Source organism: Marinomonas sp. THO17 (assembly GCF_040436405.1).
Classification (GTDB): Bacteria; Pseudomonadota; Gammaproteobacteria; order Pseudomonadales; family Marinomonadaceae; genus Marinomonas.
Genome location: NZ_AP031575.1, coordinates 1,903,154 through 1,918,738 on the forward strand (window position 1 = coordinate 1,903,154; position 15,585 = coordinate 1,918,738).

At 44.4% G+C, this 15,585-nt stretch carries 13 protein-coding genes; 8 read left to right on the top strand and 5 right to left on the bottom strand.

The window, feature by feature from the left end; genetic code table 11:
• Window positions 1-13 precede the first annotated feature (13 nt).
• Window positions 14-538, bottom strand: a complete 525-nt coding sequence (locus tag ABXS85_RS09105) for an alpha/beta hydrolase (protein ID WP_353669699.1) — start codon at window positions 536-538, stop codon at window positions 14-16.
• Window positions 539-828: 290 nt separating this feature from the next.
• Window positions 829-2,319 carry a CoA-acylating methylmalonate-semialdehyde dehydrogenase gene (locus tag ABXS85_RS09110; RefSeq protein ID WP_353669700.1) on the bottom strand — a complete coding sequence of 497 codons (1,491 nt, stop codon included), beginning with the start codon at window positions 2,317-2,319 and terminating at the stop codon, window positions 829-831.
• 223 nt (window positions 2,320-2,542) lie between these two features.
• Here ABXS85_RS09110 and ABXS85_RS09115 point away from each other — a divergent pair, with 223 nt between their 5' ends.
• From ABXS85_RS09115 to ABXS85_RS09130, 4 genes are all read left to right on the top strand, one after another.
• On the top strand, window positions 2,543-3,451 hold the full coding sequence (locus ABXS85_RS09115; RefSeq protein ID WP_353669701.1) for a LysR family transcriptional regulator: 909 nt from the start codon (window positions 2,543-2,545) through the stop codon (window positions 3,449-3,451).
• 152 nt (window positions 3,452-3,603) lie between these two features.
• On the top strand, window positions 3,604-4,719 hold the full coding sequence (locus ABXS85_RS09120; RefSeq protein WP_353669702.1) for an efflux RND transporter periplasmic adaptor subunit: 1,116 nt from the start codon (window positions 3,604-3,606) through the stop codon (window positions 4,717-4,719).
• The gene (locus tag ABXS85_RS09125; RefSeq protein WP_353669703.1) at window positions 4,719-7,811 is read left to right on the top strand and encodes an efflux RND transporter permease subunit; all 3,093 of its coding nucleotides are present in this window, start codon (window positions 4,719-4,721) and stop codon (window positions 7,809-7,811) included. Before ABXS85_RS09120 ends, ABXS85_RS09125 begins: the two co-directional genes overlap by 1 nt.
• Window positions 7,812-7,883: 72 nt before the next feature.
• Complete coding sequence (locus ABXS85_RS09130) at window positions 7,884-8,864, top strand: LysR family transcriptional regulator (RefSeq protein WP_353669704.1); 981 nt, start codon at window positions 7,884-7,886, stop codon at window positions 8,862-8,864.
• A gap of 65 nt (window positions 8,865-8,929) precedes the next feature.
• Here the strand turns inward: ABXS85_RS09130 and ABXS85_RS09135 are convergent, their stop codons facing one another.
• Window positions 8,930-9,154, bottom strand: coding sequence for a DUF1653 domain-containing protein (locus ABXS85_RS09135; protein ID WP_353669705.1), 225 nt, complete (start codon window positions 9,152-9,154; stop codon window positions 8,930-8,932).
• A gap of 140 nt (window positions 9,155-9,294) precedes the next feature.
• On the opposite strand from ABXS85_RS09135, the gene ABXS85_RS09140 reads away from it, so the two are divergent.
• The 4 genes from ABXS85_RS09140 (at window position 9,295) to astB (ending at window position 14,350) form a co-directional block, all read left to right on the top strand.
• A complete protein-coding gene (locus tag ABXS85_RS09140; RefSeq protein ID WP_353669706.1) occupies window positions 9,295-10,314 on the top strand; it encodes an arginine N-succinyltransferase in 1,020 nt (339 codons plus the stop codon).
• A gap of 78 nt (window positions 10,315-10,392) precedes the next feature.
• Window positions 10,393-11,448, top strand: a complete 1,056-nt coding sequence (astA, locus tag ABXS85_RS09145) for an arginine N-succinyltransferase (RefSeq protein ID WP_353669707.1) — start codon at window positions 10,393-10,395, stop codon at window positions 11,446-11,448.
• An 8-nt stretch (window positions 11,449-11,456) separates the two neighbouring features.
• Window positions 11,457-12,929: a succinylglutamate-semialdehyde dehydrogenase gene (gene astD / locus ABXS85_RS09150; protein WP_353669708.1), complete on the top strand. Its 1,473-nt coding sequence runs from the start codon at window positions 11,457-11,459 to the stop codon at window positions 12,927-12,929.
• Between the two features lie 71 nt (window positions 12,930-13,000).
• The gene (astB, locus tag ABXS85_RS09155; RefSeq protein ID WP_353669709.1) at window positions 13,001-14,350 is read left to right on the top strand and encodes an N-succinylarginine dihydrolase; all 1,350 of its coding nucleotides are present in this window, start codon (window positions 13,001-13,003) and stop codon (window positions 14,348-14,350) included.
• Between the two features lie 128 nt (window positions 14,351-14,478).
• Here the strand turns inward: astB and ABXS85_RS09160 are convergent, their stop codons facing one another.
• Entirely contained in the window at window positions 14,479-14,883 is a 405-nt protein-coding gene (locus ABXS85_RS09160) for a DUF2914 domain-containing protein (protein WP_353669710.1), read from the bottom strand.
• A 174-nt stretch (window positions 14,884-15,057) separates the two neighbouring features.
• Window positions 15,058-15,555, bottom strand: coding sequence for a xanthine phosphoribosyltransferase (gene gpt / locus ABXS85_RS09165; protein ID WP_353669711.1), 498 nt, complete (start codon window positions 15,553-15,555; stop codon window positions 15,058-15,060).
• Window positions 15,556-15,585: the final 30 nt, after the last annotated feature.

A 15,585-nucleotide genomic window follows, 5' to 3' on the forward strand; every position in this document is an offset into this window, starting at 1 on the left:
TATCATTGAGACCTTATTTTGTAGCTAGCTGAAAATCATACACTTCTTCGGGTGACAAAAAGTAGACTCTATCGGCAGGGGCTGCCGTCAAAGAAAACCAATAAAAACGCTCAGGCACACCCATTTCTAGATAAAAGTTTACATAAGTTGCATGAATAGGATCAGCCACATTCGCACTGGAAGCCTTCACCCGCGTTCCATCCGACCAAGCATGAACACCAACACCTGCTCCTGCGCCAATTGATCGCTCAACCCCACCAAGAAACAAATCCACACCGCCAGAAAGAACGTATCCCGTAGTCGCGATATGCGTATTTAACCCTAATCGGCGGATTAAACGGGCAGCATCCATGGTAGCTTGCTGATCAACGGAACCCGGCACATCCACTAACACCAAGTCCGTCACATTTGGGTTTTCAGCGAGAAAAGCAGTTAATTGCTCCACCAAGCTAGAGCTTAAAATACCCGACATATAGGCAGTATTATCTTCAACTTCAAAGGCGATGGATTCCGTTTCCGAGACCTCTTGATTATCCATAGAAGCACAAGCTGACAACAACAGAGCGAGGGAGAGAAATAAGCCTTTCAGCCCACTTGGCAAAAACCTAATAATCTTCATAGCGTACTAATGAACCCAACAACATGACTAGCTGCTAACATACTAGTTCAAAAAAACACCACTTCCCAGTGAAAGTAAGGCTCTTCACAGCAATTTCACGTAATTTGATGAAAAAAGACCGCTATGGCAGATGGCCAATAGCGGTCAATCAAACATGACTCTCTGAAATCGTTTGATACTGAACTTGAAAAGACAAGTGTCAAATCTAACTAAGAAGGAAAGGCAAAGCTCTTACCTTCTCGTACGCCCGCCGACGGCCAACGCTGAGTAATGGTTTTACGCTTAGTATAAAAGCGCACCGCATCTGGACCATAAGCGTGCAAGTCACCAAATAACGAACGCTTCCAACCACCAAAGCTATGGTAGGCCACAGGCACGGGTAAAGGTACATTAATCCCCACCATGCCCACTTCAATATGATCTGAGAAATAACGCGCTGCTTCTCCATCGCGGGTAAAGATACAAGTCCCGTTACCATATTCATGGTCGTTAATTAAGCTCATGGCTTCTTCCATGGAATCAACACGAATAACTTGCAAGACAGGGCCGAAAATTTCCTGTTGATAAGAATCCATTTCTTTGGTGACCCCATCTATTAAGGTGGCGCCAACAAAGAAGCCATTTTCATAACCCGCAACCTGAGGATTACGACCATCCACCACGACTGTGGCCCCCTGCTGCTCTGCACTATTTATAAAGCCAACCACTTTATCCTTGTGCTGTTTGGTAATCACAGGTCCAAAGTCGTTTGTTTTATCAGAGCATTCACCCACTTTTAATGGCGCCATCGCAGCTTTCATTTTAGTGACTAATTCATCACCGGCTGCTTTGCCCACTGCAACGGCAACCGATAGTGCCATACAACGCTCGCCAGACGAACCAAAAGCCGCGCCCAATAATTGACTCACCACATTGTCCATATCGGCATCCGGCATCACAATGGCATGATTTTTCGCACCGCCTAATGCCTGACAACGCTTACCATTGGCGCTGGCTTTGCTATAAATATATTCGGCAATAGGTGTCGAGCCAACAAAACTTACCGCTTTAACGCGCTTGTCTTCTAGCAAGGTATCAACCGCTTCTTTATCGCCATTCACCACATTGAAAACCCCAGCAGGCAAACCGGCTTCATGAAGCAGTTCCGCAATAAAAATAGACGTACTAGGGTCTCTCTCAGAAGGTTTGAGAACAAAGGTATTGCCACATACTATGGCCATTGGGAACATCCACAAGGGTACCATAGCTGGGAAATTAAAAGGCGTAATACCCGCTACCACACCAAGAGGCTGGAACTCGCTCCAAGAATCAATGTTTGGGCCAACATTTTTGCTGTACTCGCCTTTTAACAGTTCTGGCGCACCACAAGCGTATTCTACATTTTCAATACCTCGTTGCAGCTCACCAGCCGCATCATGACAAATTTTACCGTGCTCAGCGCCAATCAATTCACAAATTTTATCAGCGTGTTTTTCAAGCAAAGCTTTATAATTGAACATAATTCGAGCACGTTTTAACGGTGGTGTGTTTCGCCACTCTGGATACGCCGCTTGTGCCACTGCAATAGCCTCTTCCACTGTTGCCCGCGGCGCAATAGCAACTTGCTTAGCCACTTGGCCTGTGGCCGGATTAAAGACCTCTTGCTTACGAATTGCTGCGTGCGATGCTTCACCGCCAATAATGTGTCCAATAAGTTCCATAAATGTCCCATTTATCATAGTTGTAATAAAAGCTATTTCTGCGAAAGTCCTGAATTAATCGACTTATCACACAAACTATTGACCTCACTATGCCTAGCGAAATAGATTATAAAAAGTTAATTTTATTAACCCTTGGTTAACTTATTATTTAACTAATGGCTTAATATTCTTTCCTTCTAAATATCCTTAAGAAATGGCCTGTTATTAAATGAGGTTGAGTACAATGAAAAGCTTTCAAAGCCAGGTCAGTGACGCAGACCTGCGCATTTTGCGTATTTACCGAACCGTTGTGGAATGCGGAGGCTTTTCGGCTGCCGAAATAGAACTTAACATCAGTCGCGCAGCCATCAGTATTGCCATTTCTGATTTAGAAACTCGACTGGGCTTTCGTCTTTGCCAGCGTGGTCGCTCAGGCTTCTCACTGACCAACGAAGGTAGTCAAGTATACGAATACACTCTGCAATTGCTCTCTTCAATTGAAGACTTTCGTACGCAAATTAATGCCCTCCATCAGCATTTACAGGGTGAGCTCAACATCGGCATTACCGACAATTTGGTAACTCTACCTCATACTCGAATTACCCACTCTTTGGCAGGGCTTAAAGACAAAGGGCCAAAAGTCAAAGTGAATATTCGAATGATACCTCCCACGGAAGTTGAACGAGGTGTGCTCGACGGCGGTTTACACATTGGCATAGTGCCTGACTTAAAGGTGTTAAGTGGATTAGATTACCGTCCTTTATATGAAGAAGAATCCAAGCTTTATTGCAGCGATCAGCATCCATTGTTCACTTTGTCTGATAAAGACATAAACAAAGCTAAACTCAAACAGTATGACGCTGTCTTGCCAGCCTATGCCCAAACACCAGAGGTCAAAGCACAACACCAACCTCTTCATACCAGTGCCACAGCAACAGATAGAGAAGGTATTGCCTTTCTGATATTAACAGGACGTTATATCGGTTTTTTACCTGACCATGTGGCTGACCATTGGGTTCGAGATGGGCGAATGCGCGCCATCCTTCCCGCTGAATGCCGCTACATTACTCAGTTTTCAGCCATTACTCGTAAAGGAGCCAGAAACAATTTGGTATTAGAAACCTTCTTAGAGGAATTAGACAAAACGACTTAATAAATGAACTAGTCATCCTTAATAAGTGCAAATTTACTGGCAGTATTCCCTAGGTGATATATCTTTAATATATATTTAAAAATTTATATCGCCTTTACAGAGATATAAAATAGATTCATCTAACATCTTTCAATTTATTGACGGAGCCACCAATGATACGCGCCAAGCGACTTAATTTAATGATGGGCATCACCCTAGCGACTTCGCTATTGCTGACCGCTTGTTCACCTGAAAGCACTGAAGAAACCGCTGCGGAGAAAGATATTATCCGTCCCGTTAAACTGCTGACTATTCAATCAACAGACGCTATTAACATTCGACGTTTCCCCGCTGAGCTACAAGCTAGCGAAGAAGCTGACATTGCTTTCCGTGTTGGTGGACAATTACAAACGCTGAATGTGATTGCTGGTCAACGAGTCAAAAAAGGCGATTTACTAGCGACCTTGGATCCAACAGATTTCAAATTGGAAGTAGAGTTAGCACAAGCCAACCAACGTTTAGCAGACGCTCAATTCAAACGAATCCAAGCGATATTTAAGCAAAACGCTACCACCAAAGCAGAATACGACTCCAGTAAAGCCAACTTGGATCAAGCCAATAACGCCCTACAAACAGCGCGCAATCAGCTTAAATATACTAAGGTATATGCACCATTTGACGGTGTTATTGCCACTGTTGATACCGAAAACTACCAATACGTAAGCGCAGCTCAAGCTTTGATGCACATTCAAAACATCGACCAATTAGACGTGGATTTCGAAGTGCCAGAGAGTCTTGTGGTTAGTATCAAAGGTACCCATTCCAACTACCGCCCACGGGTTATTGTCGATGTTGCCCCTAACGAAGTATTCTCTGCTGCTTATAAAGAGCATAACACCTCGCCAAATTCGACAACCATGGCTTATAAAGTCACCATGCACTTGATTCGCGGTGATAACAATCATCACACTTTGTTACCAGGTATGACAGCCAATGTGGACATTGATGTCAGTATTTTATTAGGCACGAAAAGACATATCACAGTTCCAGTAGAAGCCGTAATGCGTCACGAAAATATCGACACTGGGGAATCAAACAGCACTGTCTGGGTGTTTAATCCAGATTCAAATAAAGTGTCCTCCCGTATGGTTGAGTTAGGCGCGTTAGAAGGCACGCAAGTGGAAATCATTAATGGCATCTCGCCTGGTGAACAAGTTGTTGCTGCAGGCATTCATAGTCTGACAGAAGGCATGGAAGTTCGCCCATGGACACGTGAGCGAGGCTTATAATGGATATTGCTGCTTATTTTATAAAACGCAAAGTCACCAGTTGGATGGTAACACTTATCCTACTGGTTGGTGGTATCGTAGCTTTTACCAACCTTGGTCAGCTTGAAGACCCTGAATTTACCATCAAAGATTCTTTGATCATCACTACCTATCCTGGCGCTTCTCCTGAACAAGTAGAAGAAGAAGTGACCTATCCAATCGAGCGTGAACTGCAAAATCTACCTTACGTCGATAAAATTGTGTCGACATCCAAAGCGGGTTACTCGAAAGTACAACTTACCATCAAAGACACTTACCGTGCCGAGCAGTTGAAACAGATTTGGGACGAAGTACGGAAGAAAATTCGTGACATTTCAGGCACCTTCCCTTCAGGTGTCAATACGCCTATGGTGTTGGATGACTTTGGTGACGTATACGGCGTCATGCTGGCCATTCATGGTAAAGGCTATCCATATAAAGATCTAGAAAACTACGTGGATTATGTAAAGCGTGAGTTGGTTCTAGTAGACGGTGTCGCCAAAGTAACGGTCGCAGGTGAACAAGACGAGCAAATTGCCATTGAGATTTCTCGCTCTAAAATGGCCAATATGGGCATTGCACCTAGCCAATTACAAACTTTACTAGCAAACCAAAACAGTGTCTCCAATGCGGGTAGCGTCAAAGTCGGCAGCGAATACATTCGCATTAGTCCAACAGGCGAATTTAAAGACATTTCTGAATTGGAAAACCTGATCGTAGGTACACCAATCGACGGCAACCTCATTCGTTTAAAAGATATTGCCACGATCAAACGTGAATATGTTGAACCTAAAACGCATATTGTCGATTTTAATGGCGCTAAATCCCTATTGCTTGGCGTGTCCTTCTCTAAAAACGTCAATGTGGTAAAAGTAGGTGAGCGACTAGAGCAACGTATTGGAGAACTTGAGTATCAACAGCCTGTTGGTATCAGCATGGATCCCATTTACTTCCAATCAAAAGAAGTAGATCGCTCCGTTGCTAATTTCCTACTAAACCTAGTTGAAGCCGTTGGTATTGTTATCTTGGTACTCTTGGTTTTCATGGGGATTCGCTCTGGTATTTTGATCGGTATTATCCTATTGCTAACCATTTTGGGCACCTTCATTGTGATGGATTATTTCCAGATCAATTTACAAAGGATTTCCCTAGGTGGTTTAATCATTGCTCTCGGTATGTTGGTGGATAACGCCATCGTGGTGACCGAAGGCGTGTTAATTGGTATGCAACGGGGTAAAACTAAGTTGCAAGCCGCTAGCAATGTTGTCAAACAAACCAAGTGGCCGCTGTTAGGCGCGACCATTATTGCTATCACCGCCTTTGCTCCTATAGGTTTGTCACCAGACTCAGTAGGCGAGTTTGTTGGTTCTTTGTTCTACGTCTTGTTGATTTCGTTACTCCTTAGTTGGATCACGGCCGTCACTTTAACGCCTTTCTTCTGTGATTTATTCTTCAAAGAGAAAATCGCACAAGGTGACATGGACAACAAGGATCAAAACACTGAGGCAAACGACCCCTATCAAGGCTTTATCTTCACTGGTTATAAGTTCTTTTTAGATAAAGCCATGCATTATCGCTGGGTAACCGTGTTGCTTTTGGTTGGTAGTTTGCTCACTGCAGGCTGGGCATTTCAGTTTGTAAAGCAAGCTTTCTTCCCACCTTCTACTACGCCAATGTTCTACATGGACATTCAACTACCGGAAGGCACGCACATTGACAGCACTTATGAAAAAGTCCAAGAAATAGAACAAAATCTTCTTAAAGATGATCGTATTGAGTTTGTCGCATCGACCACGGGACGAGGCGCATTACGCTTCATGCTGACTTATAATGCTGAGCAAACCAACTCAAGTTACGCTCAATTCATTATACGTACAAAAACCAAAGAAGATATTCCTGGCTTGCTTAAAGACCTGTATGTCAAAATGCAGGAAGAGTACCCGGAACTGGAAGTGAAACTGCAACGTTTGCAATTAGGGCCCGCCAGCGGCGCGAAATTGGAAACTCGTATTAGCGGTCCAGATCCAAAAGTCTTGCGTCAAATCAGTACTAAGATTCAAGACATTTATCGTGCTGATGGTGGCTTAGAAAGCATAAAAGACGATTGGCGCCAGCCGGTGAAAGTATTACGTCCTATTTTCAATGATGCACAGGCTCGTCGCTTAGGCATCAGCAAAACTGAACTGGACGAAGTGTTACTCACCAACTTCACAGGGTCACAAATTGGCTTGTACCGCGAAGGTACTGACTTGTTACCAATTGTTCGTAAAGCGCCAGAAAACGAAAGCATGTCGATTGATCAGATACGCGATCTGCAAATCTACAGCCCGGCATCTGGCTCTTATGTGACCTTATCCACCTTGGTATCAGGATTTGAAACTGTATGGGAAGATCCCATCATCGAACGTCGTGATCGTAAACGCACCATCACAGTGATGGCCGACCCGAAAATCCTCGGCAATGATACCGCTATGGCAATCTTCAACCGTACCAAGGACGCCATTGAAGCTATTAAACTACCTCCAGGTTACAGTCTCGAATGGGGCGGTGAATACGAAAACAGTACCGATGCTCAGGCTAACATTTTTAAAGCCTTACCAATGGGTTATATGTTTATGTTTATCATTACCATTCTGCTGTTTAACTCAGTACGTGTACCATTGACCATTTGGTTCTGTGTCCCTTTGGCCTTGATCGGCGTATCAACTGGTCTATTGCTCATGAACTCTGCCTTCAGCTTCATGGCACTCTTGGGCTTCTTAAGTTTGTCTGGAATGATAGTGAAAAACGGTATCGTATTGGCCGACCAGATTAATTATGAGTTAGATCAAGGCACAGAAACCTATGAGGCCATCTTTAACTCTGCGGTCAGTCGTGTGCGCCCAGTTTGTATGGCAGCCATCACTACTATCTTAGGCATGATTCCACTCTTATTCGATGACTTCTTTGAAGGCATGGCGGTGGTCATTTCCTTTGGTCTGGGCTTTGCAACCATTCTGACTCTGATTGCAGTACCTGTGTTCTACGCCATACTGTTCCGAGTGAAATACCGTTTTCATAAGGACTTCAAGTAGAGCTATTTCGTTCATCATCGAGTTTGGCCCGTTGATGCTAAGCTCGATGATCCTTAACTTTGTGAGTAAATTATGCATTTAGACGAAATCTTAAAACTGGATATTAAGTTGCTCGTCGCTTTCGTCACCATAATGAAAGAAGGCAGCGTATCACGTGCCGCCGAACAACTGGGTGTCACTCAACCCGCGTTAAGCAAAAGTCTGCAAAGGCTACGTGAGTTGTTCAAAGACACCTTGTTTACTCGACAAGCTTATGGTTTGACGCCAACGGCCAGAGCAACGGAACTACACGACGCTATTCAACCCATTCTTGACTCCTTATCGGATTTAATGAGCCCTAGCTCATTGAATCTGAAAACCTTAGACAGACGTTTCAAACTACGGGTTGATGAGGGTGATCTAGAAAATTTTATTGAACCTCTATTGGCGTCAATGCAATACGAAGCACCACAAGTATGTTTGTCGATCAGTTCATGGGGGGAATCGCATTTCGAAGAGATTACCTCAGGTAACGCTGACATTGGTATCATGCGTGTCAGTGATACGCCCAACAACGTTCGAAGCAAACTAATAGGTTACCTAGATTCCTGCATTATTTTGAGCGAAGCTCACCCTCTTTACCAACAAAATAAAGTGACGGTATCTGAGCTTTTAGAACATAAAGTGGTGACACATCATTTACGCAGTGATCATAAAAATTCTTTTACCAAAACCGAGCAAAAATTAAAACAACGCGGCCATAATATACGCGCATCACTAGAGACAGATAGTCTTATGGTCGCTATGCAAGCAGTGAAAAGAGGTTTGGCTCTTGTAACTTCCCGTTCCATCGGAGATTTATTTTTGCAAGTAATGGGTGAAAAAAGTAATTTCTATCCTGTCAAATTGGTTGAAATTCCAGATGAAGTAATTGAACTGGATGAATACAATGGTCGTCATCCCATTCACATTTGTTGGCATGAAAGGTTCAATAACGACTTGGCGCACCGTTGGCTTAGGGAAAAAATCATCACCTTTATGCGTGAATCTCCTTGGATGCATCCCCCAACCTAGTTACTTCTACTTATAGTTACTTCTACTTATAGTTACTTCGGTCTAAAATGGTAATGCCAACTAAACTATTTCGCGTTGCGAGTGCTGCGAATCCACTCAAAACGCGGAATGACTTCGCCGTTCACCTCAACACTTTCTGAAAACATCTCTTTTGGTCTTGCCCACCAGCCAAACTCACCATACAAAGCCTGATACACCACCAACTCTTCTTCTGTCTCACTGTGTTTTACCACGCGCTCAACCCAATACTCAGCGCCTTTATAATGTTGATAAACGCCTGACTTCACCATGAAAACACCTCTTTATTACCAAAATACGACCCCAAATAGCCAAATATTGGAAATCCAAGTCGCAAATACGAAAAAAGCAAACTTACCAAGTTCAGGGAAGTAGGTAATAATTCCCTTATCAAAAACAATTAGGTTGCCCAATGTATCTTGTTCGCCCCGCTGACTTCGCAGATCTCCCCGCCTTGGAACGCATTGCCAAGCAAGCTGGTATAGGTTTTACTAACCTACCGGCCAATCGAGATCGCCTAAATGACAAGATTGCGACGTCAAAACGCTCACTGCAAGCAGACATCAGCCAGCCGGGAGATGAATCCTACTTGTTTGTGCTAGTAGATACCAGCCGAAATAAGGTGGTCGGCTGTTGTGGTATCGATGCCATGGTAGGTACCGATACACCTTTTTATAGTTATCGGATTGATGAAGTGGTGCATGCTTCACCTCAATTGCAAATTCATAATCGTATCCCAGCTTTGTTTCTATGCCATGACTACAATGGCACGAGTCGCCTAATTGCCCTAGTTGTTGATAAAGCGCATCAAAACCCACTGGCAGTTTCCTTACTGTCCAAGGCACGTTTACTTTTCATGGCCCGCTACCCTGAGCGTTTTACTAAAAAGGTCTTTGCAGAACTCCGCGGAGACAGTGATAAACAGGGGCATTCGCCTTTTTGGGAAGCATTAGGAAAGCATTTTTTCAGCATGGATTTTAAAAAAGCTGATTACCTTTCTGGCGTCAGCAATAAGCATTTTATTGCCGACCTCATGCCACGTTATCCCATTTATGTTCCCACCTTGCCTGATGCGGCCCAGGAAGCCATTGGCGTTGTACATGAAGAATCCAGCCAAAGTGCGGACATATTACTGGCTGAAGGCTTTGAATTTCGTGGCTACGTGGACATATTTGATGCAGGTCCCAGTGTGGAAGCACAAACACACCAGCTGAATACAGTCACCAAACATAAGGCCGGTAAAGTACTCAACATCAATACCGCAGCACAGGCGCAACAATACTTGATTGCTACAGGACATTTAGCACAATTTCGCGTTATCTGTGCTCCTGCCGAGCCACAATCAGCAGGCCTTGGAGTAAATTATGACACCCTAGAACAATTAGGCATTAAGGTTGGTAGTCGCATTCAATGGGCTGAAATGTCAGTGTAAACGTCGACAATGCAATACCTAACAAGTTTGATTTAAAACACATGATCAACGTAAGAAGTATGTAAGAGGACACCGCCCATGATGGTCATTCGCCCTATTCAATCAGAAGATTTACAACAACTGTATCGATTGACCCAACTAACCGGTATCGGTTTTACGTCTCTGGTCACAGACGAGGCTATGTTGGAAAAGAAAATTGCTCGTGCAATAACCTCTTTTGCAAAACAAGACATCACTAAACCAACCAATGAAGACTACCTGATGGTCTTAGAAGACACAGCAATAGGACAAATCGTTGGCACCTGTGGCATGTTGGCCACAGTAGGCTTGGACGAGCCATTTTACAGTTACCATCTAGGCACCATTACTCACGCGTCTCGTGAATTGAATGTTCATAATGCTATTCCTACCTTGATACTCAATAACGACTTCACTGGCTGCAGCGAAATCTGCACTTTATTTTTAGAAGAAGGCTATCGACACTCTAAGAACGGTCAGTTGTTATCTAAATCACGTTTTATGTTTATGGCGCAATTCCCTGAGCGTTTTACGGAAAAAATCTTCGCGGAAATGCGCGGCGTCAGTGATGAGAATGGCACTTCGCCTTTCTGGGAATCTTTAGGCCGTCATTTCTTCTCGATCGATTTCAAACAAGCTGACGAACTAACAGCGCAAGGTAATAAACAGTTCATTGCCGAATTGATGCCCAACAACCCTGTGTACGTTAACCTGTTGCCCGCTGAAGCTCGCGCGGTATTGGGCGAAGTTCACAAAAACACTCTGCCAGCACGTCGTTTATTGGAAAAAGAAGGCTTCCGCTATGAAAATTACGTGGACATTTTTGATGGCGGCCCAAGCTTAGAGGCACGCGTGCAAGACATACGAGCGGTACGCGATAGTCGCCTCAAAGAGGTGGTGATTTCAGAATCCATTGAGTCGCAAGAGGACGACATTAGTTTCTTAGTTGCCAATACCAAAATCAGCCATTTCCGTTGTATATTGGTGCAACGTCAAGTCTCCCGCAAAGAGCCAATCCAATTGACTCAAGAAGAAGCCGATGCACTTTGTTTAACTGGCCATGATCAGGTTCGCATCGTTGAATTATCTGCCGATCCACAACCGAATAACCCTTAGGAGGCGATATGAAACAAGCTCATTACATTAATGGTCAATGGCAAACGGGTGAAGGTCATCCCTTTGCTTCCATCGACCCCAGTGATGCCAGCCTTGTCTGGCAAGCCAATGCAGCCTCTGTTCAGCAAGTGGATTTGGCCGTTGAAGCCGCTCGAGAAGCCTTCCCAAGCTGGGCAAACCGTCCATTGAGCGAACGCCTAAACATCATCGAAGACTTTGTGGCCTTGCTAAAGCAAAACACTGAACAACTGGCGCGTATCATCAGCCGAGAAACCGGTAAGCCATTGTGGGAAACTCGTACCGAAGTCGCCGCCATGATTGGTAAATTCGCGATCTCCAAACAGGCCTATGAAGAAAGAACCGGACACAAAGAAAACGACATAGCGGGTGCCAAAGCCGTGTTACGTCATCGTCCACATGGCGTGGTGGCCGTGTTCGGCCCTTATAACTTCCCTGGTCACTTACCCAATGGTCATATTATTCCGGCATTGATTGCCGGTAATACGGTGGTTTTCAAACCCAGTGAGCAGACACCAGCGACCTCTGATTTAGTCTTGCAACTTTGGCAACAAGCGGGCATTCCAAACGGTGTGCTCAACTTAGTTCAAGGAGAAAAAGAGACCGGCATTGCTCTGGCAAACCATATGGGAATTGATGGCCTGTTTTTTACCGGTAGCCCACAAGTTGGTCACTTGCTGCATAAAGAGTTTGCCGGCCATCCAGGGAAGATTCTGGCTTTGGAAATGGGCGGCAACAACCCACTAATCGTTTCCAATAAGGTGTCAGATGAAACCGCAGCCGTACACGAAATCATTCAATCTGCCTTTATTTCAACAGGTCAACGCTGTACCTGTGCCCGCCGTCTGTTACTTCCTCACGGGGAATTAGGTGATCGCGTCCTAGCAAAGCTGATTGATGCGACCAAAACCATTCGAGTGGATCGTTTTGATGCCGAACCACAACCTTTCATTGGGCCATTGGTGTCAGCACAAGCGGCAGACGGCTTAATGCAAGCTTATCAAACACTAGTAGAATTAGGTGCACAACCTTTGGTTGCTATGACTCGTGGTGTCAGTGACAGCGGCTTTGTTAGTCCTGCTATTGTCGAGGCGACTCAAATTCAAAACAGGTTACCCGATCAAGAATACTTTGGCCCTTTGCTGACTGTCATTCGATACGATGATTTAACACAAGCCATGAAGATTGCCAATCATACTCAGTTTGGTTTATCGGCGGGCATTTTGTCTGACGATAGACAAGAATACGAAGGTTTCTTGCAACATAGTCGCGCTGGCATTATTAACTGGAACCGACAGACAACAGGTGCTTCCAGTGCCGCGCCGTTTGGTGGCACAGGTGCCAGTGGCAACCACAGAGCAAGCGCTTACTACGCGGCTGACTATTGTGCTTACCCAGTCGCCAGTATCGAAGTCGATACGCTAACCATGCCTGAATCTGTGGCTCCTGGCTTAACACTTTAATTTAACTCTTTGTTGCTCTAGAACCCTCTATAGTCCTACAGCTGTCTACAAATAAAGGAAAAAAGGTCATTATGAACTCAGCATGCGAAGCCAACTTCGATGGTTTAGTTGGCCCAACACACAACTACAGTGGCTTGTCTTTTGGTAATGTCGCTTCCTTGAAAAACTCAGCACAGGCATCCAATCCTAAAGCTGCTGCCAAACAAGGCTTGGCAAAAATGAAAGCCTTGGCCGATATGGGCTTTGCGCAAGGTATCTTAGCGCCTCATGAGCGCCCGCATTTGCCAACACTTCGCAAATTAGGCTTTATAGGCACAGACGCGCAAATCTTGGCGAAAGTGACCAAGCAAGCTCCCAAACTATTGACCGCAGTGAGTTCAGCTTCTTGTATGTGGACAGCAAATGCGGCCACGGTTTCTCCTAGTGCCGATACCAAAGATGGTAAATTGCATTTTAGTACAGCCAATTTGGTCAACAAGTTCCATCGTTCTATTGAACATGAAACCACAGCAGCCATTTTACGCGCTAGTTTTGCAGATCCTGAGTATTTTACCCACCATGAAGCTTTGCCAAGCGTCGAGCATTTTGGTGACGAAGGGGCTGCGAATCACAGCCGATTTTGCGAGCAATACGATACAGCTGGCGTGGAGTTTTTTGTTTACGGTATGGAAGCATTTAACTCATCAATGCCAAGACCAAGCCGCTTTCCTGCCCGCCATACCCTAGAGGCGTCACAAGCGATTGTGCGTCGTCATGGTCTAGCAGAATCGCAAGTGGTGTTTGCTCAGCAAAACCCTGAGGTAATTGATGCTGGTGTGTTTCACAATGATGTTATTGCCGTTGGCAATCGTAACGCTCACTTTTACCATCAAGAAGCCTTTTTAGATAATCACAAGATGCAACAAGACTTGCTCAAGGCATGGGGTGATCGCACTTCACCATTGCATTTTATTGAAGTCCCGAACCAAGCTGTATCGGTTCAGGATTGTATAGAGTCCTATTTATTTAACAGCCAACTATTGAGCCGTGGTGATAATGACATGGTGCTGATTGTACCGGCAGAGTGCCAACAAACCCCAGCGGTTTGGCAATATTTACAAGAGCTTACCACGTCTTCTGCACCGATCAATCAGGTAGAAGTGTTTGATTTGAAACAAAGTATGAGCAATGGCGGAGGGCCAGCTTGCTTACGCCTTCGAGTAGCCTTAACCGCAACTGAAAGGCAAGCCGTAAACTCTAACATTTGGATGAATGACCAACAGTTTGAACGTCTCAACTTCTGGGTGGATAAGCACTATCGAGATCGTTTAGTGGAAACGGACTTAGCAGACCCACAACTTTTGACGGAAAGTAGAACCGCGTTGGATGAACTGACACAGTTACTTAGCTTAGGCAGCATTTATCCCTTTCAACAGGGTTAGTAGAAAATCACCATATAAAGAAAAACCTATTCATAAAGTCATGAATAGGTTTTCAGGGGAAAGATCAAAATTCTGTGTTGAAGACAATTCTTTATAAGGGTTTTGTGATAGCTTCTTCAGCCAAAGCATTATTCTTCATCCACATAAGCAAAGGAATGGGATTCAATCACAACACCATCTTGTACTATGTCGACGCTCCATGTGCCGTCAAAACCTGGCATTAAACGCTTACTTGACCAGACACGCCAACGGTCACCACCAATTTCAAAACTGACATCAGCCATTTCATCACCATCGAGTTTCCAATGATGTACTACTTTACTGCCTGACATGCCACGCAAATCCGTAAAAAAATACACGCGCTGAATAGCACCGTATTCTACTTTTACCACATCACCAATATCATCAATGGGTTCGCGGTCCACCACATCCGTTGCAAACTGTGCTCTTGCTACCGAACCTTCTGCCCAAGCAGATACTGCCAATACTGACAATAAAGCGACCAAGGCGACTTTCATTAACCTAATACTCATATGAAATTCCTGTAAGAGTGATAAAGCAGGTTAAAAACGACAAATTGTGTTCGTCACTTTTTCTGATAAAGCACATTTAAATGTAGACTATAATGCGGTAAGAAATACGAGAAATTTGTGTAAAATTGCAAATTTCTCGTGTTTTTCTAGAAAAATCAGAAGGGTAGAAAAGTATTATCTTGACTGGCGATCGGCCAAAGGCGTTGAGAAGGTGTATTCCATATCCCACGGAAAGCGAATCCAAGTATCTTGGCTGACTTCCGTGATAAAGGTATCCACCAGAGGCTTACCTGCAGGTTTAGCATAAATAGTAGCAAAATGAGCTTTTGGTAACATTTCACGAACTTTTGCAGCGGTACGGCCAGTATCCACCAAGTCATCGATCAATATAAAGCCTTCACCGTCGCCTTCCACACCTTTTAATACATTAAGGTTACCTTGTTTCGTCGCCGCACCACCCTCTTCTTCAGCGCTATAGCTAATGATGCAGATAGTATCAATCAGGCGAATATCCATTTCACGACATAAGATAGCAGCGGGTACTAGACCACCACGGGTAATAGCAATAATACCTTTCCAAGGACCTTGCTCAAGCAATCGCCAAGACAAAGCACGTGCATTTCGGTGCAACTCTTCCCAAGAAACAGGAAAATCTTTTGAATATGGGGTCATCAAGGCTCCTATGCTTTTCTACAGTTATTC